The following is a 23,954-nucleotide window of genomic DNA, read 5'->3' on the forward strand; positions in this document are numbered from 1 at the left end:
TATGATGGATTATATACGTATTTCATCATTAGAGCCGCTTACGGCTGGGAGATGGATAGATTATGAATAAGAAAGCTGATGGATTTGAGGGTGAAAAGTTATATGTCCTTCCACCCTATATGCTGGATAAATTAAATATGAATCCGCTTACAAAAAATCTATATATTACGGATATAGGCTGCTTCAGCCATGCCCGCCATCATTTTCGTGAAAGAATGCACGGATGTGACTCTCATATATTCATCTACTGTGCCAGCGGAAAAGGTTGGATACGAACAAAGGATGGCCTAATGATTGACATGACGGAGCGAAGCTTTGCGTACATTCCCAGGGACATGCCGCATGCTTATGGGGCTGACGATGGAGATCCTTGGACGATTTACTGGTTTCATCTTAAAGGGGACCAAGTGGATGACTTTATGGCATTATTTGAGCCTTTTAAAACGTATATTTCCATGGCCGCCAGTAATGAAGTCAAACTACTGGAGCTATTTCATCAGTGTTACGACCTTTTACTGAATAAATCATACTCCATCATACATTTAGTTCAAGTATCGCAAACTGTCCGTTATCTGCTGAGTTTTGTTGTATCCGTTGCATTTCGCAAGGAAGACAGTACGTACCAGAGTCATGTGGATAAAGCAACACGCTATATGAGTGAACAATTGGAATCCACCGTTTCGCTTGAGGAGCTTAGTCGGCATGTTCAGGTATCCAAGCAGCATCTGAACTTGATATTCAAGCAATCCACCGGCTACTCTCCTGTCGATTACTATTTAAGAATGAAGATACAGAGGGCCAGTCAGCTTTTGGATTTGACGAATGCTTCTATTAAAGAAATTAGCATACAACTCGGTTTTAGGGACCCTTACTACTTTTCCAGGCTATTCAAAAAAATAATGGGCTGCTCTCCTTTGGAATACCGAAATAATTTGAAGGGTTGATCTATGTTCATCAGGAGTGTTCAAATTTGCTTCTATCGGGCTGCCGCAAGGTCACAGATCATTTACGAATCGGGGGTGCAAGGTCTATACTTAAGGTTAAAAAAGGAAGTTTTGTATGCTCCTCACGTTGAATCGTAGACTAAATGCAGCTATGCCGCTAATTACACCAATCAGCATTCTAATTGGCGTCCTAATCGGTACGCCGTTGTCAGAATATACCGAACTCTCTCCCTGGCTGTTTGCATTCATGACCTTCGCGGGCAGCATCAGTATGGGGTTTAAGGATTTTGTCCATGTGATAAAGCATCCTGGTCCACTGATCGCCTGTCTGTTTATTCTTCACCTGGCTATGCCGCTTCTTGCCATGATGCTGGGGCATCTGGCTTTCAGTAATGATCCTTATACGATCACTGGACTTATTCTTGGTGCGGCTATCCCTACGGGCATTTCCAGCTTCGTGTGGGTCAACATCTATAAAGGCAACACGGCGCTGACATTGGCGATCATTTTAATTGATACGATTTTGGCCCCATTTGCCGTTCCGGGCATCATGTCCCTGCTGATCGGAGCGGATGTGCAGCTCGATACCTGGGCGATGATGCAGAGCCTATTCTGGATGATTGTCGTTCCTTCGCTAATCGGCATGGTGTTGAACGAATGGACTAAAGGGAAGATCAAGCAGGTATGGGGACCTCGGCTGGGACCGTTCTCCAAGCTGGCTATGGCTCTTGTCGTAATGATTAACGGATCTGTCATCGCGCCTTATCTGGTCGATTTTAATCTCAAGCTTGTCGGAGTATGCCTATCCATAGTCGTCCTTGCTTCCACTGGATATGCAATCGGCTATCTGATATCAGGACTGATGCGGTGGAATAATGCAGACCGTACGGCGCTTGTCTTTAACGGCGGCATGCGCAATATTAGCGCGGGAGCTGTGCTGGCCATCACCTATTTCCCGGCCCCGGTAGCACTGCCTGTTGTACTCGGGATGATTTTCCAGCAATCCACGGCATCTCTGGTCGGATTTCTGCTGAGTCGTCGCGACCTTGGCAATGCCAAGGAAAAACGCAATACGGCCTCTGTTTCTTAAGCAAAGAGGGCTCGCGTTGGTTCCAGAGGATAAAACTCCTCCTTATGAGGAGGAGTTTTGGAAGGGCGTTTCTATACGTACATGGTTGGAAGCCTGATGAAAACATGCATGCGCAATCATGTAAATGTTCACTTTCCAATCATAACATTTCTATCAAAGTCTAAAACAGCTTTTGCGTAAGATTTTGAAATTGTGACTTCACTCCATCTTTCTGAAGTTCTGATTGTAACACCTGATTAAAGGTTTGAAGTGCACGCTGGAATTTATTTTCACCTAATTCCGTAATCCGAGTATACACCCCTCGCCGATCATCCTCGCATGTATGTCTTTGTAAAGCCCCGCAGTTTTTGGCTTCCATTCTCACTACGAGTCTCGATGTCGCACTTTGACTTAATCCCACCAATTCTTGAAGTTGCTGCAGTCGTAATTTTTTTTCCTCGGAATTCGATATAAAACCCAAAACGTAAAACTCCTTCAAGGATAAATCATAATTTTGTAGCAGAGCTTGTTCTAACTTATCATTTAAAGTGGAATGGATGTGAGACAAAGACAACCATACATCCAAAAGTTCGTTTTCATGTTGCAAGTTTAGACCACACCATTCTATATTGAAGTATCTCCACTTAGTTTAACCTATTGTATCAAGCTTAATTAGAATGGTCAAAACCCATACAATATTAACAAGATGTGAGTGATTTTGTTTACAGAAAGAACCATAACTGTGTTCAATGGAAAACGGGTGGGTTCACAATTGAACCCACCCTTCCGGAGAAATTAAGTATTAATATTTTTATTATTAGTTTCTCCTTTTCAATCTGTTCAATAATCATCTTATAGCTCTTATCTGGTATCTTTTTTGATCAGTCCGTTTACTTTTGTGAGACTGGTTGGGAGGGCTGAACAATCGGTCAAAGCGGCGCATCAATCCTTCAAGCGGACCAACAGGACGCTGGGCAATCAATAACCCCAGCAGCAGTGTTGCAACTGCGATCATTACGTCGCCGAACAGGACTCCATCCAGACTATGCCCAATCTTTGTCAGATCGAGAATCCACACCACTACAAACTGAAAGGCATACATGGTCAGGGCCACACGTCCGACTGCTGCGAAAGGCATTAATACAGCGGAAGCCTTTTTGGATACGAGGCATGCAACTCCCATTACCAGAAATGAAATCCCTAATCCTAGCATCGTCTGGAATGTCGAGGGGGTGTGCGGAGCCGTTCCCAAAAGGAGCTGCCACATAGGTGTCTCCGTATTAAGAGGCCAAATTGCGTACTCATCCGTCGGTTGTACAGGAACAACTCCTTGCACACTTATCAGCCATTGTCCAAAGTGAAGATTCCAATTCGGAAGTATAAAAGCGGCCAGCGCTTTGCCAATAACAAGCATAACGATACCACTGCCTGCGAGTATGAGAGCTGTGCGTAATCTGGTGAGGTCAAAGCGGCCAATGGCCATACCAGCAACAAACGCAGGAGTCAAGGCGAGAGCAGACATCGGACCTCCCGCGATATCACCTTCTCTTCGACTCTTCTACAGAGCTTCGAGAAGGAATATCGGTTTGTGTACCGTCGTAGGTTGAATTGGATATACCTGCTGTATCTACTGCTTTTTCATCCAATTTATTAGCAACCGTCTTTTCATTTACTTGATTTTCATTCAACTGGCTGTTTACGGAAAAAGCTCGGTTTTTAATCTTTGTCTCTTCCTCATACTCTCTGAGGATCTGCTCATCAGTTTAATACTGCTTAGCAACTTGCATTCGTCCCTGAAAATCCTGAACTCACATTTTTCATCAACCCGCATGTTCAGGATTGATGTTACGCTGTAGTCCAATATAGCCTGCAGATGTCGCTAAAGTTTGATCAAGTTGCAAACAAAATGTCACAACGGACGAAACTGGTTTATCACAAAAAACAACCTTATTCGCAGTTGATCACTGGAATAAGGTTGTTTTCAATATCATTAAAATTCACTCACGATTTGCCAGGGACGGCATTAAAAATTGAATTGGCCAGCAAACGCAAATTGAGGAATCCAGCTTTTCACATTAACCATCCCCATATTTCCATAAGCAATGTAAGGCTTCCCTTTCTCGACAAGTTTATCGGAATCGAATGATTCACAAGCACATCGGCATGCTGCTGATCATCGGTCACTTTAAAACCGAGATTTTTGAGCACATAAGCCGGTTCGCCGAGAGCAGCTACCGTAGAAGGTTTAAGAACTTTGCCAACGGGTTGGTTATTGCCTAATGCCGTTACATCAAGATCGTATTTTGAGGCCAGCGGGTGCAGATCGTCATAGGCGACTGCAAAGTCACCCGTTTCATATCCTGTTCCGCTTTTTGATAGCATCGTGACCACTTTGCCGGATTTAAGCAATTCATTAACGGTTTTGATGGCATCGTTATTGGTGTTTCGAATTAAAACATAGGCAGAATGATTCGGCATTTGTGTTGCCGGAATCGATACGGAAGTCACCGGAGAGGTTTGGCCCTCAAACACTTCAGCTTCTCTAACCACATCACATTCAAATCCTCGTAGGACTGGAAAATCCTGCACAATCCCGCCAGCTACGGAAGCATAATCTGAGACGTTAATACCATCATATAAAACCATGTTTGCAATGCCGTGTTTTGCCTGGTGCATATTTATGATAAATGAACCTGCAGGGTAGGTCTTGCCAGCAGCTGCTTTACTCATTGAAGTTCCGAACGTCACAGCGATAGAAGGTAATGAGGGGCTAAAGATCGTTTCACTAATTTGTGGGAAGCCTACTCAAACAATCAGTAATAATAAGCTTAGCTTTTTGTTTCCGATGTTTTTCTTCAAAGAAATCCTCTCCTAGATCATAATAGGTTGGAAGAAAAACATCGTAGCTTGGGAAATGGCGGCCTCACGAGCTTAATTTTATCTAAATCACTCATGAATTCACTCTTCCTTTGAACATACGAAGAAAATTGTACTTTTTTTAATACCTATTCAATAATACCCTATGCTTTTAAACCATGTGAATTAAACTACACTGCCCGTTAGTTCAATGGATTCATATACAACTAAAATCCAAACTCTGTTACTCTTTCAAGCCACTCACGCATAAGTGACTCAAATAATAGAGCCTGTTCAATCTGAAGATTATGGCCTGCTCGATCTAGAACGGCAAAGGTTGCTCTAGGATAATTGTCTAAAATTCTAAAAGCATCTATGTAACCAACAACTGCATCTTGTCGCCCAAGAGTAAATACTGTTGGTTTATCGAAAACTAATTCATCTATATTGGTGGAAAATCCATAGTTTCTTTGAATCTTGCTAAGAAAATCGTAGTCAGCGATCTTACAACCTGCCACGATCTCTTCAGAATACCTTTTCCAATTATATTCATTGAGAACAACTTGATTTGCGCTAAAATCACTTATTTGCTCTTCACTTAAGGTGTCCATAAACTCGCGATCACAATGAACAACAAAATGCTCGGGAAGTATTCTTCTTTTGTGTTCAGGAATAATTAATGGACAAATCAGTGCAGCTCCACCAATACGATCCTTATGTCTATTAATTATTCCTCTTGTAATATAACCACCGTATGATTCGCCTGCTATGAGATAATCTTGGTTTGGGACAAGAGTTTCAATAAAATTTATAACTGCTTCTAGCATATCATCTGAATTACATATTTGATCGTAATCCTTTGTTTGTCCCATTCCAGGTAGATCAAGATAGATACGACGCCAACCGGGGATATCTTCAAATATCGGTTCCATACACCCACTCATTAACCGATGGTCTGGTGTAAAACCATGGATCATTATAATCGGTTTGCCTTTACCAATTTCCTCGTAATATATATTGGCATTCTTGACTTTACAATATGGCATACAGACTCCTCCAATTGATTTATTTATAATGTGCTTATACTAAAAAAAAATCTACATTGCTTTATCTAGCACACCAGATCTCCGTTTCCGTTTCGTTTTGATTATATACGCATATATAATATATGTAAAGAACACTTGTTCGCCATTCTTATTTCCGGAGTCAAACTAACCTGCCTGTTTTATTATTCATCACCATATAAAGTAGAAAAACCTTGATTCATCAGTGTTTTTGACGAATCAAGGTCCTCACTCTGTCTCAAACATGTATGCAAAAAATCTCATCTATTAATTACCTTTGTCTCAACTATAATGGTTACTCACATGTGTGGTGTCATAATTAATGAGAAAACAACAAGTTGAATATATGATAATTCAACGATCATTTTCATAATTAGTGAGAACTCATTGACTCGAATTTATTCGGTCCACCCTAATTTTTCAAAATTTTATGAGAATATACGCAACTCTAAAAAGGCGTATTTATACAATCAATAAGAAGTTGTACTACTTCTTCATTGTCAATTGTTAGCGAATAATAATGTTTTAGACTAAACAATAAAGAACTAGACTGAGATAATAAAGTTATAGACTGGCGACGCGTGGCCCGCATGCGCAGCTGCAGCTTGCTCCCCAGCTCTTCCGGAATGAAGTCCAGCTTTGCGATTGGCGCGCTAGCGACGGCGGCCGGTGTAATTAGAAAATATAGTCTTAGACTGGAAAATAAAGTATTAAAGATATAAACTACGAATATGCTTTTTTCTTGGGTCCTCTCATATGATGAGAGTAATTCAGTATTCGAGGAGATGATCTTGATGAACAAGAACATAGGGATTAAGGATATTTTGGTAAGGTTCGACGAGATTTCGAAGCATTATGTTCGGGAGCTGGACAAGTATAGTCTGGCGGAACTGTGTCGCAAGCCAAGCGAGAACGAATGGTCGCTTGGGCAAATGTACCTGCATCTGCCTCATTCCACGCTGAACTTGCAGCTCCTTCTTGCGGAGCAGTGCATGGCGCTCGGTGGCGGCAGCGAGGAGGGCGGCGGGAAGACGGAGGCCGGCCATGCCGTGTTTGAGCAAGGGAGCTTCCCACCGGTTCGCATTCAGGTACCGGCCGACTTGCTATATACGCCTCCTCAGCCAGAGAGCAAGGAGCAGCTTGTCGCCAAGCTGGAGGAAGCAAGGCGCCGCATGCATGAGATTGGGGCGTCGCTGCAGAACATAGACCCAGAGCGGCTGCAGCGAAAGGCGACTCATCCGGCCGTAGCCTTCGGCGCGTTAAACGCGGTCGAATGGTTCACGATGGTGGAGATGCATTACCGTCATCATCTTCTTCAAAAGGAGCGGCTGGACGCTTTCTTACAAACTGCAGAGTTATTAGGCTAACAGGACACGATAGTTGAATGTTGACCACAACAGCGGCCAGTCTAGGATTTTATTTTCGCGTCCTTATCTGCCGCTGTTGCATTTGTCGGATCAGTCTAAAACTTTATTTTCTTCGGGCATCAATTATGATTATTTTTCTGTGTACATACAATAAAGTTGTGTACTGAAGTCCAGTATTTTTAATTAATTCATTAAAAAAATAGTACTAATAATATTATTAAAGTACTTATTTTAATTTCATTTTATATTAATATGTGCGTCCGTTTTTATATTTTCTAATATCTCTTTAGAATACAATTTTTCTAATAGAAGTTCTAAAACTAGATCTTCGTACTTTTTAAGCTCTTTTTCTATCCAGTAAAAGGTAGTACCTAAAATTTCTTTCATGTCATCAAAGGATATATCTTCTCATAAAGGAGTTCCTTAAATTTTGCTTCCCACAACAGCAAATCACTGGATTTTCCCGGTGCTGGTCAGTGTCAATGATGCAGCCAACTGAATGTTTAGTGCAGACAAAAACAGCTCCTGCATCTGCAGGAGCTATTCTCTGAACGGATACAATTATCTTTTGTGCATTCCTTTACGCTGACGATAGGAGCTACTATGTTTTCTCCCCGCTTTGGAATACGTGAATGAAAGATATCCCGTCAATTTCATTTATTTAAAGATACGTTATTTTTTTATTATTACAGAAAGATCCCCTTCAAAATTTTTTTGAGTCGTATGATTAAAAGTAGATAAATTCACAGTTACAATTCCTGTATTCTTTCGGTTATCTTCTAGATTAATGACTTCAACAACTACATGTAACTCATCATCAGGGTATACAGGTTTTATAAATCGGATATTATCCATAGCAGTACCAGCCACTACATCTTCACCGTATGAACCACACTCTACCCATAGTTTAAATGTTAGGGCTAATGTTTGGATTCCTGAAGCAATAATTCCTCCAAACATGCCTTCCTGAGTTTTCTTCTCATCCAAATGCATGTACTGAGGGTCAAATTCAGATGCGAATTCCATAATTTTTTCTTTGGTTACTTTTATAGAATCAGTCTCGAACCGCTGCCCTACAAAGAATTCATTAAACTTCATATTACACCTCTCGAAACCGGATACTTTTACATAATGAATTCCGCAAAATTTAATTGTCAATAAGAAATTTATCTTTAGCTAGTATGTTTTTTGGAGCTTTTTGGCTTGGTCAATTCGAAGCTATGATGCACCATATCGTGAATTTCATCTTCTGGCAGATCACCATCTAATATTACTGTATTCCAATGTTCCTTGTTCATGTGATAACCAGGCTTTACCTCTTCAAACGCTTTTCGCAAAAAATCAGCATGATCAGGGTTGCATTTTAGGTTGACGCAAAGATGCTCATCATGATTGTATATCAAGGCGAAAATTTTTTTGTTCCCTTGATGTCTCATCGCAGTCCATCCGTCTCCAAAAGGGTGATCTTCATATGAACTTGGGTATGATAAGCAATGCTTAATAATTTTTTCTATTGTCATGACGAATTTCCTCGATTTCTATTGGATCATCTATACATTAAAGCAATTAAGTTTCTTTGTGGCTTGCATACCATGCTGAAATTTCTTCCATCCGTTGTTTAAATTTCATTTCAGATCCTTGTATAGTGGGGTGGTAATATACGCGTCCGATGAGAGAATCTGGCATGGTCTGCATCATTGTTAATTTTTCTTGAGTATCATGGGCATATTTATAACCTTTCCCGTAATTCAGTTCTTTCATCAATTTAGTCGGAGCATTTCGTAACTGTAAGGGAACAGGTTCATTTACGGAATGCAGGGCGTCTTTTTTTGCAGCTCTATAGGCCAAATAAGCTGCGTTGGACTTCGGGGCCAAGGTGAGATAAATGACAGCTTGGGTTAGATGTACATCGCACTCTGGCATACCAATAAACTGACAAGCCTGGAAGACAGCTACTGCTATCTCCAAAGCTCGGTTATCTGCTAAACCAATGTCTTCACTTGCAAATCTGACCAATCTTCTAGCAATAAATAATGGATCTTCCCCGGACTCCAACATGCGCGATAACCAGTAAATTGCAGCATTAACATCACTATTTCTCATCGCCTTATGCAAAGCAGATATGATGTTATAATGTTCCTCACCATTTTTGTCATATAATAATGACTTGCGATTTAACATTTGTGCTAAATCATTTTTATTCACTACAATGGCTCCATCTGATTTTTTCCCGTGTAATACAGCCATCTCTAGTGTGTTTAAAGCTACTCTGGCATCTCCATCGCAATATTCAGCAATCGCTGATAAAACACCGTCTTCGATCTCGATTGATTGATTATTAAACCCTTTTGGGTTCGCTAATGCTTTTTGCAATAGCTCTAAAATATCTGCATGATTGAGTGGATGAAGCACAAACACTTTACTACGAGAAAGCAAGGCTGAATTCACTTCAAACGATGGATTTTCGGTTGTTGCTCCAATCAATATAATGCTTCCCTTTTCCACATAAGGCAGAAAGGCATCCTGCTGTGCTTTGTTAAAACGATGAATTTCATCAATAAATAAAAGTGTTTTCTCACCTAATTGCCTGTTTCCTTCAGCTTCTTTCATGACACTACGAATATCTTTGATACCGCTAGTCACAGCGCTAAAATCAATAAATTTAGATTGGGTTTGATTGGCGATTATTTTAGCTAACGTCGTCTTTCCCACTCCTGGTGGCCCCCAAAAAATCATAGATGAAACTTGATCATTCTCAATCATTTCACGTAATACTTTTCCGGGTTCAAGCAAATGTTTTTGACCTACAAATTCTTCTAAATTTTGTGGACGTACCCGATTTGCTAAAGGCCGTCCCTGATCATAATCATCATCAAATAAAGATCCCTGGATCATAAAATCACTTCCTCAAACAACATATTTTAAAAAAGTACACGAGAAAACATTAATATATAACTACAATTAGTGTTTTATTCAATATGAAAGGTAGTAGACACTCGAGTAAGTTAATAATTTCAAAGATGCTGCTGTCGAAATTCTGCAGGCGTACAACCTGTTTCACGTTTGAAAAATTTACTAAAGTGGGTGGCCTCCTTGAAGTTAAGCTTTTCCGCAATGTCACTAATAGAATAGTCCGTATGCATCAGCAGACGTTTTGCTTCAAGATTAATCCGGGCCGAAATGAAAGCTTTTGCACTTATTCCAACTGCTGCCATAGTTGCTCGAGTTAGAGTTTTTTCCGTACAGTTTAGACGAGTAGCGTATTCACTGACATGGCTCAACTTAGCGAAGTATTTCTCAACGAGTTTCTGGAAGCTTATAAAACGCAGCGATGTTTGAGAATCTATTGTTTCGTTCATCCGTTTGCATTTATGAAGAATACTGAGCCAAGTCACAAATGCATAGAGTTGGTAACGCAACAACATATGAATATCTTCTTCTGTCCCTTCAATCAACAAGTCTTCGATCATTCGTTCAATAGAAGCGATGCTACGACGCAACTCATTATGATTTAAATTTAGAATGCTTGGTAGCCTTCCAAAATCAAAAGCTAGTTTAAGCTCATTTAATGTTGATGTGTTAGGTATAAGAAACTCCGAACGAAACAAAATAATCCAACCATCCCAATTCTCATCATGTCCGAAATTATGAACTTGACCTGGGGATATGGCAAGAAAGGTTCCTGTGCTACAGGAAATCGGCTCAAAATCGACCCATTGTATACACTCACCTTGAGTAACACATATAAGCATATAGAATTCATATCTATAAGTTACACTCATCCTTTCTTTGGGTGTCCGTTGTTTAAGATCAGAGACTCGAAAAATTTCTAAATCGTATGGATAAGGTAGTACAGGTTGATATTTAAGACGTTCTATATTTATTTTTTGCTTTGATATGCGAACCACTACATAAACCTCCTTTACTCAAAATGTAGAATGTCCGAAAAGTATCATTTATTTTCCCGGTTTTGCCTTTATCATTTGTGTTTAATGACCTAAAATGATCATATCACTTCCAACATCTAAAAAAAAGGAGCAAAAAAATGAGTGTAAATATCAAAGAATTAGCTGAAACTGTATTGAATATAGAACGCGCTAATAATGAACGGTGGAATCAAGGAGACTGCTTTGGGTACCTGGATAGTTACAGTGATGATATTTCATACTTCGATCCTGTGACTGAAAAACTTATTGTAGGTAATTCAGCGGTGAGAGAACATATTTTGTCACGCTATAAAAATCCTAATATTATTCGGAGTGAATATCTCAATCCAGATCTCGCTGTCAGTGAAGCTGGTGATTTGGCTGTGTTGAGTTATAATTTACACAATTATGTAGCAGGAGAAGATGGACAAGAAAAACTTCAAAAATGTTGGAATACTACTGAAGTTTTTCGTTTAATTAATGGCGAATGGCGTACAGTACATTCCCATTGGTCTTTTGTCCGCCATCCTGGGATTATATCGGGTCTTGATGCGTTCTAAATACACACATCTTTTACTAAAATTAATTAAAACTCCCTTTATCAGTTGAACTGGTGGAGGGAGTTTCTGTTCATTCGGAATTTCATTTATATAAATATTTAAAATGAAGGGGTATCTACCATGCAGATTGTCCATACCAAGCCATGGAGCGTAAGGTTGAGATAACAAGAAAAATATTAACGGAGATGATTGAATCTCCACCAGATTTCCTTCAAATCCAAACAAGAAGTCCTCTGGTGGTTAGAGACCTCGATATACTTTTAGAATTACAACAACATTGTGAGTTATTAGTTTCTATGACTATTGAAACAGACCGAGAAGATGTAAAGCGACTTTCTGCACCTTTAGCTCCAGGAATCAACCTGCGCTTAAAGGCTCTTAGAAATGTCCATGCAGCAGGAATTGCTACACAGGCATCCATTTCTCCTCTTTTGCCCTTCACGCCAGATTTCCCCAAAAGATTACAGGGGATTGTTGATCGAATATATATTGATTCGCTGAACATTGGAGATGGTTTAAAGGGGAAGCGATCCGAGCAATTGGGTATGCCTTTGTTGTTTCAGCGAAATGGGTTTTCTAAATGGTATCAGCCTGATATTCATCTAAAAACGAACAACTATTTTAATAAATATTTTGACGAAAAGACTATATTCTTATCTTCTAGTAGAAAGTATCCTCTAAAGGGGAAATTATGCACAATTGATTAATCTGCAAGGAAATGGGACATTAATATTCTCTATTAGGAGATTCAATTGATGAAAACTCAATATATTTTACATACAAAAAGAGCAACTAAACTGGCTGCTCTTTTTGTATGTAAAAGAATGTCACTGATGGAATGCCCTCCAGATTGGAGTTTCGACGCTTCACGTAGATGCGAATCCCTATTACAGGACGGGAAAAGGAGCTACGATTTATCGGTTCGTGAGCGACCAATTTTCCTCTTTCTACACGAAAGTCATCAATACGAACACTCGGGATGCCGTACACGTCATCGACGGTTTGCTCCACCATGAAACAGACTTGGCCATCGAGGTGCATTATACGGATACAGCCGGTTACACCGATCAAGTCTTTGGTTTAACGCATTTGCTCGGATTTCGCTAACAGGAAAGGATTCAAAAGCTTTTGACTTGTTATGCAATTTATATTCGCTCTGATTGAAACCTAAGCAGTCACCCTCTGTATTTAATAAAAAGCCCGATGATACGTGCTCATCGGGCTTTTTATTAAATACTTACTAAGAAGAAATATTCTTGTTATCTGTCATTAATAATTAGTTTAATATAAGTTTTTTGAGATTTTTTGTGCCATATGCTCAATTCTAGGAATCATCAAATTGTCATCTATCATTTTCATTTTATCGGGTTTAAACAACTGGAATTTCTTTAGATTGTAATAGTCAAATAGCACTTGAAACACGGTCAATTGGTTCTCCATCAAGTACTTTACATCTAAAACATTACTTAGAATCTCATCTTGCATAACGATAAGTCTACCCTCAATCTTATTAAAGACCCCACTTTTAATCCCTTCATCATAGAAAGCCAATTCCTGATCTTCTCGTTGCTTCATAGCTTCTTTTAGGCGCTCATAGGTCTCAGGATAACTACTTTCAAGGTCCCTTACGCTCCATTGGGTAGAGGTTTCCTGACAGATGCAGTTAAACCAGCCCACGAGTACCCCGAAGAAGATATGCGTCGATTCGATGAGCGTTGGCAAGGGGAAAACTTTATATACAACCTAAATGCAACTGAACAACTTAAAGAACTCGCTTCTAACAAAGGGATTTCTGTAGCAGAATTGGCACTAGCTTGGCTTCTTAACCAAGGAGAGAATATCGTCCCAATCCCTGGTACACGCAGTGTTACGCGGCTTGAGCAAAACATTAATGCTGTTAATGTTAATCTTACTGAAGCTGATCTTCAACGTATTAAAGAGATCCTCCCACACGGATCAGCCGGTAGCCGGTATCCAGCTGGGATACTGGAGAATTTCACTAGAGATTGATAATAATTACAATTAAAAAATTGAATAAGAAAACAGCTAACTAAGGATGATATGCTCCTATCATAGGAGACAGTAGAACAAACAAAACTTCTACTGCTACAGTGATGGGAGTTTTTCCAATTGTCTAAATGAAGTTCAACCTCTTTAGAAACGAAATTACATGTCGTACAGCGATGCCTTGAACTTAAGTCAAATGCATACTATGAGGCAAAACAGCTCGGAGTGCGCAAAGGAACGGTGAACGATCGGGTTAAAGAGAACTCAGATTCATGGACAATCTAATCAGTAGAATTGAAGATTGATATATTGTCTGGCATTCTCAAGGTTTTAATGAGGAAATGTAATTATTATTTGATTCTATGTAAAAAGGCGCAACTCCATTTTGGAGTAGCACCTAATCCTTCATTATTTCTTGCTACCAGCCAGCCATAGATCAACTACAGCGAGAATAGCTCCAGCACCAACCATTGCTCCTTGAACAGCATCCTTCATTCCAGAACCTTCTCTACTTATGGCTGATGCTAAGAGTAAAATAATTACCCCTGTGCTCAATAACTTATACGTTCTTGTATCCAATGATTAATCATATTCAATCGCCTCCATAGTGTGCTTAACACTTTCCTTAATATTTATATAGTTGTTGTGCGGTGTCATAATTAGTGAGAAAATTATCGCTATCCAACTCATGTAAGCCATAAAAATCATAATTAATGAGAATATCCTCATTACTGTAATGCATAAGTATACATCCACTTGTATAGGCTTCATATTATCTTTATTAGCTCAAAAGACATCAAAAAAAGCTTGCCAGCGACAATCTTTTTCAATGTTTAATTTCAACTTAAAATAGCGACTTTCAGCGGGACAATGTTATCGTGGTTTTAGAATTGCTTTCTTGTAAAAAATATGAATTTAGAAGAATCACTTCGGGCGGGGCTTTGCCATGACAGAGCTGCGCGAACCCAACATATAGAACATTCAAAGCAGATACAACGCCATTCCAGCCGCGACTTTGCTGCTGTTTTTTTACATTTAACATCGTTACACCACTTCTACTTGGCAATTTATACATCGTTATTTTCTAAAAAATGTTGCAAACGCCCTAGCTGCAATAGATGATGCTGTATTGCATTTTAACTAGTAAAAACCACTCTGTAGCATTAAATGCATCGAATCCGGGATGAAGGATTTTATTCAAATCCGGGTGCCTGACGCAAGGTGATTTCAGTACGTTTCATCCGTTCCACTACACCACGAAGTCCTTCTATAAACTGCTCCTTACTCTTCGGCTGCTGCGGTGTGTACTGCGGCGAATCCGGGACCCGTATCCGAATGGGTGGAAAACTTCCAAGCTCAGACACTGCCTTGCCTTACCACTCTCTGTTTTTTCTCCCATGATCCCCAATGCGGCTTCGCTTCCGGCCAAACTTTGGTCAACATTACGCAAATGCATGAATTGTATCAAATGCATATACATTTGCCCAATCGACCTTCTTTCTCATGCGGTTTTGCATGTAGTTGCTCCATATTGAGGTTTTCTAGTTTAACTAAATACCGTTGAACCGTCGTTTCAAAAGACCTGCAATGCTTCTGCTGTACTTCTGATGAAAACAACACTCCTCATTTATTCTAGATATAACCCCAGATCGAGTAGAAACGGGCGGCAAGCCCCTGTCCTCGCACGCCTCCCCAGATAAGAGCGCCATTTTTCTGCCCGCAACCACTGGAGTCTACAGGGATGCCCTTGGCGACTTCGGATTTCGTTATGCATAAGTGACTCATCTACGATCCCTGCCTCAAATCCAGTTCGTGTACCTTGGCTCGTGCATTTGCCTCCAGCTTCCTCCAGATTCCACCTCGCGATGAACCCCCTTGAACACCCTTGCTCTTGGTAACGGTAGGCGTTAGCTCAGCCTACGTTCGGGACTCTCACCCTAGAGATGACGCCATGCTTAGCGTACTATAAAAAACGCTACTGACAACAGCAGTCAGTAGCGTTTTATCATTCTTTCGGCCTCTTCCCGAATCCGACAGCATAGAGAACCGGTTTCGGAACCTCCACGTCTCCTACCTCCCCAGTTGAGGTTAAGGTGCAGGAGTTCCTCCAGCGTTCAAACGACGATGGACAAATCCCCTGTTTTGGGGCTTGAAAGATAGTATCATAATAAGACCGCCCGTACCTCCGACCATTCTGTAATCATATATTTTTATCATATCGCTTTTATTTACAGCATTATTTACGGTGTCTTTTTTGGGAAATGTATATAAAGAAGTCGTAGATGCTAATTCTTCATAAAGAGATTCGTCATTAATTACCTCCTGGGAACAGTCGGATAATAATTTTTTTAGTGAATTATCTTGTTGACCATTCCACGTGCAAATTTATCAAAGGCTACACTATGTTAACCCTAGGTTGGTCGGACGGGTTTAGCTTTGCTCCACTTGATTTTGTTATGCTCTCTTCCGCCAAAATCACCAATCGGTTGTGTGAAATGGCTTCGAATCTTTCCAAACGCAGTCACGGCTACAAACGCCGGATGGAGGCCTTTACTCGGAAGCCGGATGCTGTCGTAGCCTTGCTGGAACGAGCGTTACGTGCAGGCTTCACCGCTGACTACGTGCTTATGGATAGCTGGTTTACGCAAGCTCCACTCCTTCGTGAGTTCGCCGCCCAAGGGCTTCCCGTGATTGGTATGGTGAAAGAAATGAAACAACGCTATCTGGTGCAAGGCAAGCAAATGACGCTTCGCGAAGTGTTTCAAAGTCTACTTGCATCGAATGCAAAAGACATTAAAGGCTCCCTCATTGTACAGACGGCTTGCGGGCTACCGGTAAGCTTGTTTTTGTTCGCAGCCGGAATAACAAACGGGAATGGCTTGCCATTTTAAGTACAGATGTCACGCTGGATGCCGCAGAAATCGTACGCATTTACGGCATGCGATGGCGTATTGAAACTTTTTTTAAAGTCACCAAAAGTTATTTGAAACTAGGAACAGAATTTCAAGGACGCTCTTTTGATGGGCTGATTAGCCACACCACGATTGTATTCAGCCGATATTTAGCGATGGAATACGAACGACGTCAATCGAGTGATGACCGGACACTCGGAGGACTCTTTTTCCTCTTTGCCGATGAAGTCCGCAATCTGGATTACCAGACTGCGCTTGAGCAACTCATGAATTTATTTTTCGAAATGTCCCAGGCAAAACAAAGAAGAACAAAACAGCTGTTTTTTGTCGACTCCAGGAATGGATCTCCGGTTTACCCAGCTACATCAAGGGTTTGTTTGGAGATTTGAGCTGCGAAAGTTAAGTTAGTCATAAGTCCATCTCCATTTTTCTTTATAATCGGTTCTAAACGCCGATTTTAATTCCATGGAATAATAAAAAAACGGCCGCTGTTCGCATCGTTTGCGACAAGGCCGTTTTTTGTTTTTCGTACGCTAGCTTCAACTTGCTATTCTTGCCAAACACTCATAGGGTCCCATGGCTTGATCTGATCGCCATATTTTCCGGCCAAAAAAGCTTTCATGTCTTCCAGCTTAGCAGGCACCTCGTTCCAAATTGGAAGGGGTGGTAACCCTCGTTTGCTTTTCAATAGGATATCCACTGTAACATACAACCGTTCTGGCTGAATCCAATGAAGGAAGCGGGAAATATCAATTTGCTTGGTCAGGGACAAGGTATCAATTTCGTCATTGTAATGCTTGTTAAACTCGCTAATCAGGTTCAGAAGGTAGTCTCTTTGCTCCTTCACGAAGTCCAGGCCGCAGATGGCGCCATGTCCTGGAACAACGATTTCGGGTTTAATTTCATCAATAATGCGATCAAGCACTTTAACCCAATTGAGGGTTCCCTCTTCGCTGTATGCCGTACAACCGTTAAACACGACATCGCCGGCGAACAGCACCTTTTCTTTTGGCATCCACAGCAGCAAGTCACTGTCAGAGTGGGCCGGAGCTACGTTGTAAATCATAACTTCCATATCGCCAAGACGGATGTTGATATCGTCCTTTATCTCAATATTCGGGAGCACCCATTCTACGCCTTCCAGGTCGAATCCTTCAAATTCCGCTGCAAAAAACCGCTCGCCCGAAGTCGATTCCGGAGAATTCTTTCCTCTTCTGATGACGCTATCCATCCAGGCGATATTTTCGGTGAGACGCTCTCTGGACGCTTCCTTGTGCATAATAATGGAAGCATCTTCAAACACTTTGTTTCCCCAGGCATGGTCACTGTTATAGTGCGAATTCACCACATATGCGGGAGAGCCGCCGTTGCTTACTTCCTTAAAAGCCTCCCGCATTTCCCGCGCATGGAACAAATCGAAGAACGTGTCATACACCAGCCCTCCGCCCTTGTTGATGAACCCGGCATTGGCCCAACTGATGCCGCGATACGGCGAAATACCGGCAAAGACGCCATTTGCGACTTCAAAAAATTTAACGCGAGGTTTTTGGATAATACGTCCATACTTCATGAAAATTCTCCTTTGCGTATATGTTTTTGGGGTAAAGCACACTGATTATGTCTTTAGTATAGAGAATCGAAAACATAAATGCAAGCAAGCACTTGCATGCATTTATGTTATGCAATATGATAGTAACAGAACAACATCAAACAACATGGATGGAGGCGCTGCAACATGAAGCTAGTAACCTTTCAAACCAAGACATCTCAGGAACCTTTGTTTGGGCTTGTAATTAACGAGAAATTTGTCGTGTCTTTTGCCGCAATCATGAAAAAGCAGGGAACATTCGTTGACAGTCTTGAAAGTATGGACAGCTATCTTCATTATTTGCCGGCAAGTTATGATGCCGCTAAGGAATTGATGCAATATGCTGTCGAACTGTCGCATCAATTCAATGAAAATGAAGTCTGCCCGATTGCAGCGGTAAAATTGCTGCCGCCGGTTCCGCATCCGGCTGCGCTTATCGATTTCGGGCTGACGCCAAGACATCTGAGAAATGCTGGCGTAAATCTGCTGCAAAGAGAATACACAGGACCGGAAAGAGAAGAACTTAAACGAAAAATTGCTGAAAAATTCCAGCAAGATCCGAATAAAGTAATTTTCAGTTATTACAAGTGTAACCAATGCATTAATCGGCGATGGGGATACGATACATTGGCCTTCGTACTCTTCCTACCTGGATATCGAGCCGGAGCTGGCCTTTGTTACAGGGAAGGGGAACTGCATTGCAGGTTATGTTATTTTTAACGACAGTACTGTTCGCGATGTGCAGTGGCCTGATTTCCTGGCGCTGACTGGACCGACGCGCTGCAAAGATTTTGATCGCAGCAAAGGAATAGGACCATTTCTGGCTACGCCGGATGAAATCGGCAACCCGCTGGCACTGGATGTGGATGTACGGATCGGGGAGAGACTGCACTGGAAGGGAAGCACATCCGAGTATTCTGTACACCCTGCTAAAGTGATGGAGGAGATTCTCAAAGTTTTCACGCCGCTCCCGGGCACGATTATAGGAATGGGGACGATACCGGATTGCTGCGCAATCGAGACCGAACAATGGCTGTTGCCCTCTGACCGAATCCAGATTACATTTGATAAATTAGGCTCGCTCACGCAATTGGTGCCTGATCATGTCAAGATTACTGAACCAAGCCGCTGGGAAAAAAGAAGCGATTTGCCTTAAATAAACGTTTATGAAAATGATGAACCCCGACCCTGCTGCATATGCAAAATCTTGTAGTAGAATAGGTTTAACATATGTAAAAGGAGAAATGCAATGCAAACTTCAGACAGAATCATTGAAGCCGCGACACGACTCATCAAAAAGAAGGGCTATCGGGGAGTAAGCACCAAAGCCATTGCAACGGAAGCTAAAGTCAATGAATCTACGATTTTCCGGCAATTTGGAAGCAAGCAAGGCATATTGGAAGCCATCATTGAAAGACATTCGGATATCCCGCAATTTGAGAAGCTGTTAAAAGAGGATGCGACCGATAATCCGGAAGTAGATCTGCTGAATGTAAGTCAGCAGTACCGTTTGTTTTTCCATAAAAATGCGGACATCATTTTGATTGGCATCCGTGACAAAGGAATGCTTCCCGAATTGGACAGAGTGCTGGCCGATCCGCCGGTGAAGCTGCACTCCTTGCTGGTTGAATATTTTGAACGCCTGCAGAAGAAAAAAGTTATAGCCAGACAGGATGAGCGTCTTGCCGCCATGACTTTCCTCTCGATGTGCTACGGATTTCAGATGAGCGAGCTGATTCACCGGCAATATCAGTCCCAACTCGTCACCGAGGAAGAGTTCTACAAGCACAGTGTCTCATTGTTTGTTAAAGGAATCTTGTCTCAGTCATAAGCTTTATTGATTTATTTAATGATAAGTCTAACTTCTCCTCTCAAAACATCACCAATTATTAATCATCACCATATAAAGTAGAAAAGCCTTGATCCATCGGTACTTCTGATGAATCAAGGCCCCCACTTTGTCTCAAACATATATTGAAAAAAATCTCATTTATTAATTACATTTGTCTCAACTATAATGGTTACTCACAATGTATTGCTAAAAATTTAAATCTTATAAGCCTTCATGGCTTTTCTTAGCTCTTTGAACGAAGGACGTTTGCCATACATTAAGACACCCGTACGGTAGATCTTGGCAGCCAGCCAACCGAACAACAAAATAGAGGCGACCAGAATACCAAGTGACAGCCAGATTTCCAGCAGGCTTGCCCGCTCCAGACCAATCCGCAACAGCATGACGGTCGGCGAGAAAAATGGGATGTACCCGGCAACCTTTACGAAAATCGTATCAGGTGCGGCGATATTGAAGATACCGATATAAAAGGCTGCTAGTGACAGCACGGTAATCGGCATGATCGCCTGTCCCAACTCCTCGGTACGGCTAACGATGGAGCCCACCGCAGCGAACAATACTGCGTACAGAAAGTAGCCGAGGATGTAGAATACCAGACCATAGCCCAACACCGCGATATTCAGTTGCGACAGATCCAGCCCGGCTGAGCTAAGAATGACATTATTATGCGGCAGCATAAGGTTGGCACATACAACGGCTGCAAAAACAGCAATTTGCAGTAGACCGACCAGGAAGATGCCGATAATTTTTCCGAACATCTGGGTCAACGGCGATACGCTTGTGATGAGAATCTCCATGATACGTGAGCTTTTTTCCGATGTCACCTCTGCAGCAATCATATTCCCCGTCATCATGGAGGAGGTGAAGAATAAAATCATCAGTACATAGACCAAACCATAGTTAATCATAGAGGTCTCTTTTTTCTCTGTCCCCACGGCTCCCCCTGCCTCAGACGGACCGTCTACTTCCCTGCTATCCACCAATACAGGTGTGCTAATTTCACGAATTTGATCGCTGGTCAATGCATTGCCGCCCATAATGGCTTTGACTTTAGCTTCCTGAAGTCCCGTCTGCAACAATGTAATTACAGCAGGAGATGGCTCTTTTTCTACAGAGACGTACTCCACTTTAGGAAACGCGTCTCCCTTGGCGGCAGGCTCCGTGAACTGCACGTAACCTTGCAGCTCCCCGTTTTTCAAGGCTTGCTGCATTGCCGGCGTTTGTACGCTGTCATAACGCACCCAGATGGCTGCCGGGTTGGATTGCTCCTTGGTGAATTGCTCCAGCTGATTCGCCACTTCTATCCGGCTCCCAGCAATCAGTCCCAAGCGATGATGCTCGGCTGCCGTTGTGCCCGAACCTCCTACCCCATCTCCTTTAAACAAAGAAATCAAATACGGCAGATTCATACCAATCGTAATGAGCAAGGCCAGTACCAGCGTTGTAATGATAAAAGATTTGGTTCTCGCCTTCTGACGAAACGTAAAACCGATCACCGTACCCAGTCTATTCATGGGAATCCCCCACCTCTCTAATGAAAATCTCGTTCAGCGTAGGTTCCTTGATCTCAAAATGCTCTACATCCGTTTGCTCCAACGCCGTTTGTAAAATCAACTTCGCCGCATCCGGCTGCTCAATATGCAGCATCCAGCCGCGATCCATAGGCTCTGCACGGCGCACGCCGGGCAGCTGCTCCAGTCCATTCACTTCACCTGTAGTAATGAGACGAACTTTTTCACGTGGGTAACGGCCCTTAATCTCCTGCACACTTCCCTGCACAACTGTATTGGAGCGATGCAAGATCGTAATATGGCGGCACAGTTCCTCCACATGCTCCATGCGGTGGGTCGAGAATAAAATCGCAGCCCCATCGTCCCGCAGCTCTTTCACCGTATCCTTAAGCAATTCAACGTTCACCGGATCAAGCCCACTGAAGGCCTCATCCAAAATAAGCAGCGTCGGGCGATGCACTACAGCGGCAATAAAGCCCATTTTCTGCTGATTCCCCTTGGATAACTCCTCAATCCGCTTGTCGTAGTATTCCGGCACTCCAAAACGCTCCAGCCAGTAGCGTAGACTTTTGTCCGCCTCCTTGGCCGACATGCCGCGCAGCCTGCCCAAATAGTTAATTTGCTCGCTCACCTTCACCTTAGGGTATAGTCCACGCTCCTCGGGCAAATAGCCCATCGTCCGCTGAAGCTCCTTACTATAGGGCTTACCCTCATATTGAATGCTTCCCCCATCAGGGTAAATCAGACCGAGCACCATGCGCATCGTTGTCGTTTTGCCTGCTCCATTGCCTCCCAGTAGTCCGTAAATCTCCCCGCCGTTCACATTTAGCGAAATTCCGTTCACCGCCGTGTGGTTCCCATATTGCTTCACGACCTCTTTCAATTGCAGCATGCTCATGATTACTCCGCTCCTTTTTTCTGCGTGTATGTCTCCGCATCATCTGATAGTTGTCCCGCAGACCAATGTATTAAAATATCATCCAGCTCCAAACGCCGCACACGGATAGGGCGAATGCCCGCTTGTTCCAATATGGCGCTGGTCTCTCCGGCTGCCAACGTTACAATTCGCTGCAATCCGCCTTCGCTCTCCGTCTCTACCACTCCCGGAAGCTCCGATGCCTCCTCTGGCGTGCCTTCAAACCACATTTCTTTGCTATTTTCGAGCAAATGGTCTTTTTCCAGCTTGCCGAGCAGCCTGCCATCATGCATCAGAACAATATAATCCGCCAAACGCTTAATCTCGTCTATAATATGAGTAGCAATAATGACCGTCGTTTTGCCGTTCTCCATACAATCCCGCAGTTCTTCCAGCATGATTTTCCAGGCAAAAGGGTCTAAACCCGACGAAGGCTCATCCAGCAGCAACAAACGAGGGTGAGGTGCCAAGGCTGCAGCCAGCTCAAACTTACGGCGCTCTCCCTTGGACATGCGCGATAATTTCGTATGCTGAGGAACCTGAAATCGTTCCATCAGACGCTGAAAACGTGTTTCATCCCAGCCGGGATACCACAAGGCTCGAAAAGCCGCTGCTGCTTCTGCTGTGAGTCGATCTTCCTCACGGGTTGGCTGCTCTGACACATACCCAACCCATTGTCGTGTATCTGCCGGCATGCCGTCTGGATACGCTTGACCGAACCAACGAATTTCACCGGAATCCGGATGGATAAGCTGAGTCAGCAGGTGAATCAATGTACTTTTGCCCGATCCGTTATGTCCAGCCAAAGCGACTACATATCCCGGTTCAATGGTTAGATTAATCGGTCCAATTTCCCGGTTACCTCGGGTTTTATAGACTTGGCTCATCTCAATAATGGGTGTTTTTATCTGTATCTCCATAGGAACTTCCACATGATGGTTTACATCGTTTTTCACGGGCTTCACTCCTTCACTTGGACTTCATACCTTCTCTTCACCATTTCTGCGAAAAGCTCCAACAATTCCTGTTCTGTCATCTGCACAGCAATGCCTGTGTCAATCGCCGTTTCCAACGCCTCGGTCACTGCTTTAAGGCGGTAACCTGAGCGCTTATCGTCCTCAACCAAAGCTACGAAGGTGCCCGTCCCCTGCCGGGTACGAAGCAAGCCCTCGTTCTCTAAATCCTGATAAACCCGCCGGACGGTGATGACGCTGCAGCGGAGCGTCCCTGCAAACTCCCGAATGGAGGGAAGCAGCGTCCCCGCTGCAATCTGTCCGGTTACGATGAGTGAACGAAGTTGCTTTTCAATTTGTGCATACAGCGGTTCCGCGCTATTCTCATCAATTTGCACTGGTATATTCACCTGCTTCTCCCCCCCTTTT

Annotated in this window: 25 protein-coding genes and 2 pseudogenes; 11 read left to right on the plus strand and 16 right to left on the minus strand. The window is 42.5% G+C overall.

Features of this window, described 5'->3' with window-relative positions; translation table 11 throughout:
- Positions 1–62: 62 nt before the first annotated feature.
- Both MHB46_RS11145 and MHB46_RS11150 read left to right on the plus strand, forming a co-directional pair.
- Complete coding sequence (locus tag MHB46_RS11145) at positions 63–944, plus strand: AraC family transcriptional regulator (RefSeq protein ID WP_341162359.1); 882 nt, start codon at positions 63–65, stop codon at positions 942–944.
- Between the two features lie 115 nt (positions 945–1,059).
- Positions 1,060–2,034 (plus strand): bile acid:sodium symporter family protein, encoded by a 975-nt coding sequence (locus tag MHB46_RS11150; protein WP_341162360.1) that lies wholly within the window; start codon positions 1,060–1,062, stop codon positions 2,032–2,034.
- Between the two features lie 160 nt (positions 2,035–2,194).
- On the opposite strand, the gene MHB46_RS11155 is transcribed toward MHB46_RS11150, so the two are convergent.
- The 4 genes from MHB46_RS11155 to MHB46_RS11170 form a co-directional block, all read right to left on the minus strand.
- Positions 2,195–2,620 (minus strand): MarR family winged helix-turn-helix transcriptional regulator, encoded by a 426-nt coding sequence (locus MHB46_RS11155; protein WP_025719952.1) that lies wholly within the window; start codon positions 2,618–2,620, stop codon positions 2,195–2,197.
- Positions 2,621–2,860: 240 nt separating this feature from the next.
- Entirely contained in the window at positions 2,861–3,535 is a 675-nt protein-coding gene (locus MHB46_RS11160) for a DUF418 domain-containing protein (RefSeq protein WP_445667590.1), read from the minus strand.
- Positions 3,536–4,083: 548 nt separating this feature from the next.
- Positions 4,084–4,743: a hypothetical protein gene (locus MHB46_RS11165; protein ID WP_341162361.1), complete on the minus strand. Its 660-nt coding sequence runs from the start codon at positions 4,741–4,743 to the stop codon at positions 4,084–4,086.
- A 353-nt stretch (positions 4,744–5,096) separates the two neighbouring features.
- Entirely contained in the window at positions 5,097–5,915 is an 819-nt protein-coding gene (locus tag MHB46_RS11170; RefSeq protein ID WP_190298551.1) for an alpha/beta fold hydrolase, read from the minus strand.
- 812 nt (positions 5,916–6,727) lie between these two features.
- Between MHB46_RS11170 and MHB46_RS11175 the strand changes: the two genes are divergently transcribed.
- Positions 6,728–7,300, plus strand: a complete 573-nt coding sequence (locus MHB46_RS11175; protein WP_328801634.1) for a DinB family protein — start codon at positions 6,728–6,730, stop codon at positions 7,298–7,300.
- 672 nt (positions 7,301–7,972) lie between these two features.
- On the opposite strand, the gene MHB46_RS11180 is transcribed toward MHB46_RS11175, so the two are convergent.
- From MHB46_RS11180 to MHB46_RS11195, 4 genes are all read right to left on the minus strand, one after another.
- Positions 7,973–8,398: a MaoC family dehydratase gene (locus tag MHB46_RS11180; protein ID WP_341162362.1), complete on the minus strand. Its 426-nt coding sequence runs from the start codon at positions 8,396–8,398 to the stop codon at positions 7,973–7,975.
- 74 nt (positions 8,399–8,472) lie between these two features.
- Positions 8,473–8,820, minus strand: coding sequence for an MmcQ/YjbR family DNA-binding protein (locus MHB46_RS11185; RefSeq protein WP_341162363.1), 348 nt, complete (start codon positions 8,818–8,820; stop codon positions 8,473–8,475).
- Between the two features lie 46 nt (positions 8,821–8,866).
- Positions 8,867–10,195, minus strand: coding sequence for a replication-associated recombination protein A (locus MHB46_RS11190; RefSeq protein ID WP_341162364.1), 1,329 nt, complete (start codon positions 10,193–10,195; stop codon positions 8,867–8,869).
- Between the two features lie 119 nt (positions 10,196–10,314).
- Positions 10,315–11,208 (minus strand): helix-turn-helix domain-containing protein, encoded by an 894-nt coding sequence (locus tag MHB46_RS11195; protein ID WP_341162365.1) that lies wholly within the window; start codon positions 11,206–11,208, stop codon positions 10,315–10,317.
- 137 nt (positions 11,209–11,345) lie between these two features.
- Here MHB46_RS11195 and MHB46_RS11200 point away from each other — a divergent pair, with 137 nt between their 5' ends.
- From MHB46_RS11200 to MHB46_RS11210, 3 genes and pseudogenes are all read left to right on the plus strand, one after another.
- The gene (locus MHB46_RS11200) at positions 11,346–11,786 is read left to right on the plus strand and encodes a YybH family protein (RefSeq protein ID WP_341162366.1); all 441 of its coding nucleotides are present in this window, start codon (positions 11,346–11,348) and stop codon (positions 11,784–11,786) included.
- A gap of 143 nt (positions 11,787–11,929) precedes the next feature.
- Positions 11,930–12,493, plus strand: a complete 564-nt coding sequence (locus MHB46_RS11205; RefSeq protein ID WP_341162367.1) for a receptor-mediated endocytosis protein 6 — start codon at positions 11,930–11,932, stop codon at positions 12,491–12,493.
- Between the two features lie 136 nt (positions 12,494–12,629).
- Positions 12,630–12,890 (plus strand): annotated as a pseudogene (locus tag MHB46_RS11210) (Tn3 family transposase); the annotation flags it as partial.
- A 177-nt stretch (positions 12,891–13,067) separates the two neighbouring features.
- Here the strand turns inward: MHB46_RS11210 and MHB46_RS11215 are convergent.
- Positions 13,068–13,463: a hypothetical protein gene (locus MHB46_RS11215; RefSeq protein WP_341163792.1), complete on the minus strand. Its 396-nt coding sequence runs from the start codon at positions 13,461–13,463 to the stop codon at positions 13,068–13,070.
- Here MHB46_RS11215 and MHB46_RS11220 point away from each other — a divergent pair.
- Entirely contained in the window at positions 13,422–13,796 is a 375-nt protein-coding gene (locus tag MHB46_RS11220; protein ID WP_341162368.1) for an aldo/keto reductase, read from the plus strand. The two genes, MHB46_RS11215 and MHB46_RS11220, sit on opposite strands and share 42 nt — an antisense overlap.
- A 1,190-nt stretch (positions 13,797–14,986) precedes the next feature.
- Here MHB46_RS11220 and MHB46_RS11225 read toward each other — a convergent pair.
- Together MHB46_RS11225 and MHB46_RS11230 are read right to left on the minus strand one after the other, a co-directional pair.
- On the minus strand, positions 14,987–15,157 hold the full coding sequence (locus MHB46_RS11225) for a hypothetical protein (protein WP_155399775.1): 171 nt from the start codon (positions 15,155–15,157) through the stop codon (positions 14,987–14,989).
- Between the two features lie 268 nt (positions 15,158–15,425).
- Complete coding sequence (locus tag MHB46_RS11230; RefSeq protein ID WP_341162369.1) at positions 15,426–15,578, minus strand: hypothetical protein; 153 nt, start codon at positions 15,576–15,578, stop codon at positions 15,426–15,428.
- 563 nt (positions 15,579–16,141) lie between these two features.
- Between MHB46_RS11230 and MHB46_RS11235 the strand changes: the two are divergent.
- A pseudogene (locus tag MHB46_RS11235) lies at positions 16,142–17,108 on the plus strand (IS4 family transposase); the annotation flags it as partial.
- A 144-nt stretch (positions 17,109–17,252) separates the two neighbouring features.
- Here the strand turns inward: MHB46_RS11235 and MHB46_RS11240 are convergent.
- Positions 17,253–18,275, minus strand: coding sequence for an MBL fold metallo-hydrolase (locus tag MHB46_RS11240; RefSeq protein WP_341162370.1), 1,023 nt, complete (start codon positions 18,273–18,275; stop codon positions 17,253–17,255).
- 165 nt (positions 18,276–18,440) lie between these two features.
- On the opposite strand from MHB46_RS11240, the gene MHB46_RS11245 reads away from it, so the two are divergent.
- The 3 genes from MHB46_RS11245 to MHB46_RS11255 all read left to right on the plus strand — a co-directional run bounded on the left by MHB46_RS11245 (position 18,441) and on the right by MHB46_RS11255 (position 20,124).
- Positions 18,441–19,013, plus strand: a complete 573-nt coding sequence (locus MHB46_RS11245; RefSeq protein WP_341162371.1) for a hypothetical protein — start codon at positions 18,441–18,443, stop codon at positions 19,011–19,013.
- Positions 18,943–19,449, plus strand: a complete 507-nt coding sequence (locus MHB46_RS11250) for a fumarylacetoacetate hydrolase family protein (RefSeq protein ID WP_341163732.1) — start codon at positions 18,943–18,945, stop codon at positions 19,447–19,449. The genes MHB46_RS11245 and MHB46_RS11250 overlap by 71 nt, the downstream gene beginning before the upstream one ends.
- Positions 19,450–19,542: 93 nt before the next feature.
- Positions 19,543–20,124 carry a TetR/AcrR family transcriptional regulator gene (locus MHB46_RS11255; RefSeq protein ID WP_013369248.1) on the plus strand — a complete coding sequence of 194 codons (582 nt, stop codon included), beginning with the start codon at positions 19,543–19,545 and terminating at the stop codon, positions 20,122–20,124.
- Between the two features lie 215 nt (positions 20,125–20,339).
- On the opposite strand, the gene MHB46_RS11260 is transcribed toward MHB46_RS11255, so the two are convergent.
- From MHB46_RS11260 to MHB46_RS11275, 4 genes are read right to left on the minus strand one after another with little or no spacing between them, the layout of a single operon-like run.
- Entirely contained in the window at positions 20,340–21,659 is a 1,320-nt protein-coding gene (locus MHB46_RS11260) for an ABC transporter permease (RefSeq protein ID WP_341162372.1), read from the minus strand.
- Positions 21,652–22,554: an ABC transporter ATP-binding protein gene (locus MHB46_RS11265; RefSeq protein WP_069291013.1), complete on the minus strand. Its 903-nt coding sequence runs from the start codon at positions 22,552–22,554 to the stop codon at positions 21,652–21,654. Before MHB46_RS11265 ends, MHB46_RS11260 begins: the two co-directional genes overlap by 8 nt.
- A 2-nt stretch (positions 22,555–22,556) precedes the next feature.
- Positions 22,557–23,492 carry an ABC transporter ATP-binding protein gene (locus MHB46_RS11270; RefSeq protein ID WP_341163733.1) on the minus strand — a complete coding sequence of 312 codons (936 nt, stop codon included), beginning with the start codon at positions 23,490–23,492 and terminating at the stop codon, positions 22,557–22,559.
- A 41-nt stretch (positions 23,493–23,533) separates the two neighbouring features.
- Positions 23,534–23,935 (minus strand): GntR family transcriptional regulator, encoded by a 402-nt coding sequence (locus MHB46_RS11275; RefSeq protein WP_039270421.1) that lies wholly within the window; start codon positions 23,933–23,935, stop codon positions 23,534–23,536.
- Positions 23,936–23,954 lie beyond the last annotated feature (19 nt).

Source organism: Paenibacillus sp. FSL H7-0703 (genome assembly GCF_038003485.1).
GTDB lineage: Bacteria > Bacillota > Bacilli > Paenibacillales > Paenibacillaceae > Paenibacillus > Paenibacillus polymyxa_B.

Excerpts from the sequence above, each read along its gene's own strand:
- MHB46_RS11145 (WP_341162359.1), top strand. The coding sequence starts at position 63 with ATGAATAAGAAAGCTGATGGATTTGAGGGTGAAAAGTTATATGTCCTT.
- MHB46_RS11150 (WP_341162360.1), top strand. The coding sequence starts at position 1,060 with ATGCTCCTCACGTTGAATCGTAGACTAAATGCAGCTATGCCGCTAATT.
- MHB46_RS11160 (WP_445667590.1), bottom strand. The coding sequence starts at position 3,535 with ATGTCTGCTCTCGCCTTGACTCCTGCGTTTGTTGCTGGTATGGCCATT.
- MHB46_RS11165 (WP_341162361.1), bottom strand. The coding sequence starts at position 4,743 with ATGAGTAAAGCAGCTGCTGGCAAGACCTACCCTGCAGGTTCATTTATC.
- MHB46_RS11170 (WP_190298551.1), bottom strand. The coding sequence starts at position 5,915 with ATGCCATATTGTAAAGTCAAGAATGCCAATATATATTACGAGGAAATT.
- MHB46_RS11175 (WP_328801634.1), top strand. The coding sequence starts at position 6,728 with ATGAACAAGAACATAGGGATTAAGGATATTTTGGTAAGGTTCGACGAG.
- MHB46_RS11180 (WP_341162362.1), bottom strand. The coding sequence starts at position 8,398 with ATGAAGTTTAATGAATTCTTTGTAGGGCAGCGGTTCGAGACTGATTCT.
- MHB46_RS11185 (WP_341162363.1), bottom strand. The coding sequence starts at position 8,820 with ATGACAATAGAAAAAATTATTAAGCATTGCTTATCATACCCAAGTTCA.
- MHB46_RS11190 (WP_341162364.1), bottom strand. The coding sequence starts at position 10,195 with ATGATCCAGGGATCTTTATTTGATGATGATTATGATCAGGGACGGCCT.
- MHB46_RS11200 (WP_341162366.1), top strand. The coding sequence starts at position 11,346 with ATGAGTGTAAATATCAAAGAATTAGCTGAAACTGTATTGAATATAGAA.
- MHB46_RS11205 (WP_341162367.1), top strand. The coding sequence starts at position 11,930 with ATGGAGCGTAAGGTTGAGATAACAAGAAAAATATTAACGGAGATGATT.
- MHB46_RS11230 (WP_341162369.1), bottom strand. The coding sequence starts at position 15,578 with ATGAGTCACTTATGCATAACGAAATCCGAAGTCGCCAAGGGCATCCCT.
- MHB46_RS11240 (WP_341162370.1), bottom strand. The coding sequence starts at position 18,275 with ATGAAGTATGGACGTATTATCCAAAAACCTCGCGTTAAATTTTTTGAA.
- MHB46_RS11245 (WP_341162371.1), top strand. The coding sequence starts at position 18,441 with ATGAAGCTAGTAACCTTTCAAACCAAGACATCTCAGGAACCTTTGTTT.
- MHB46_RS11255 (WP_013369248.1), top strand. The coding sequence starts at position 19,543 with ATGCAAACTTCAGACAGAATCATTGAAGCCGCGACACGACTCATCAAA.
- MHB46_RS11260 (WP_341162372.1), bottom strand. The coding sequence starts at position 21,659 with ATGAATAGACTGGGTACGGTGATCGGTTTTACGTTTCGTCAGAAGGCG.
- MHB46_RS11265 (WP_069291013.1), bottom strand. The coding sequence starts at position 22,554 with ATGAGCATGCTGCAATTGAAAGAGGTCGTGAAGCAATATGGGAACCAC.
- MHB46_RS11270 (WP_341163733.1), bottom strand. The coding sequence starts at position 23,492 with ATGGAGATACAGATAAAAACACCCATTATTGAGATGAGCCAAGTCTAT.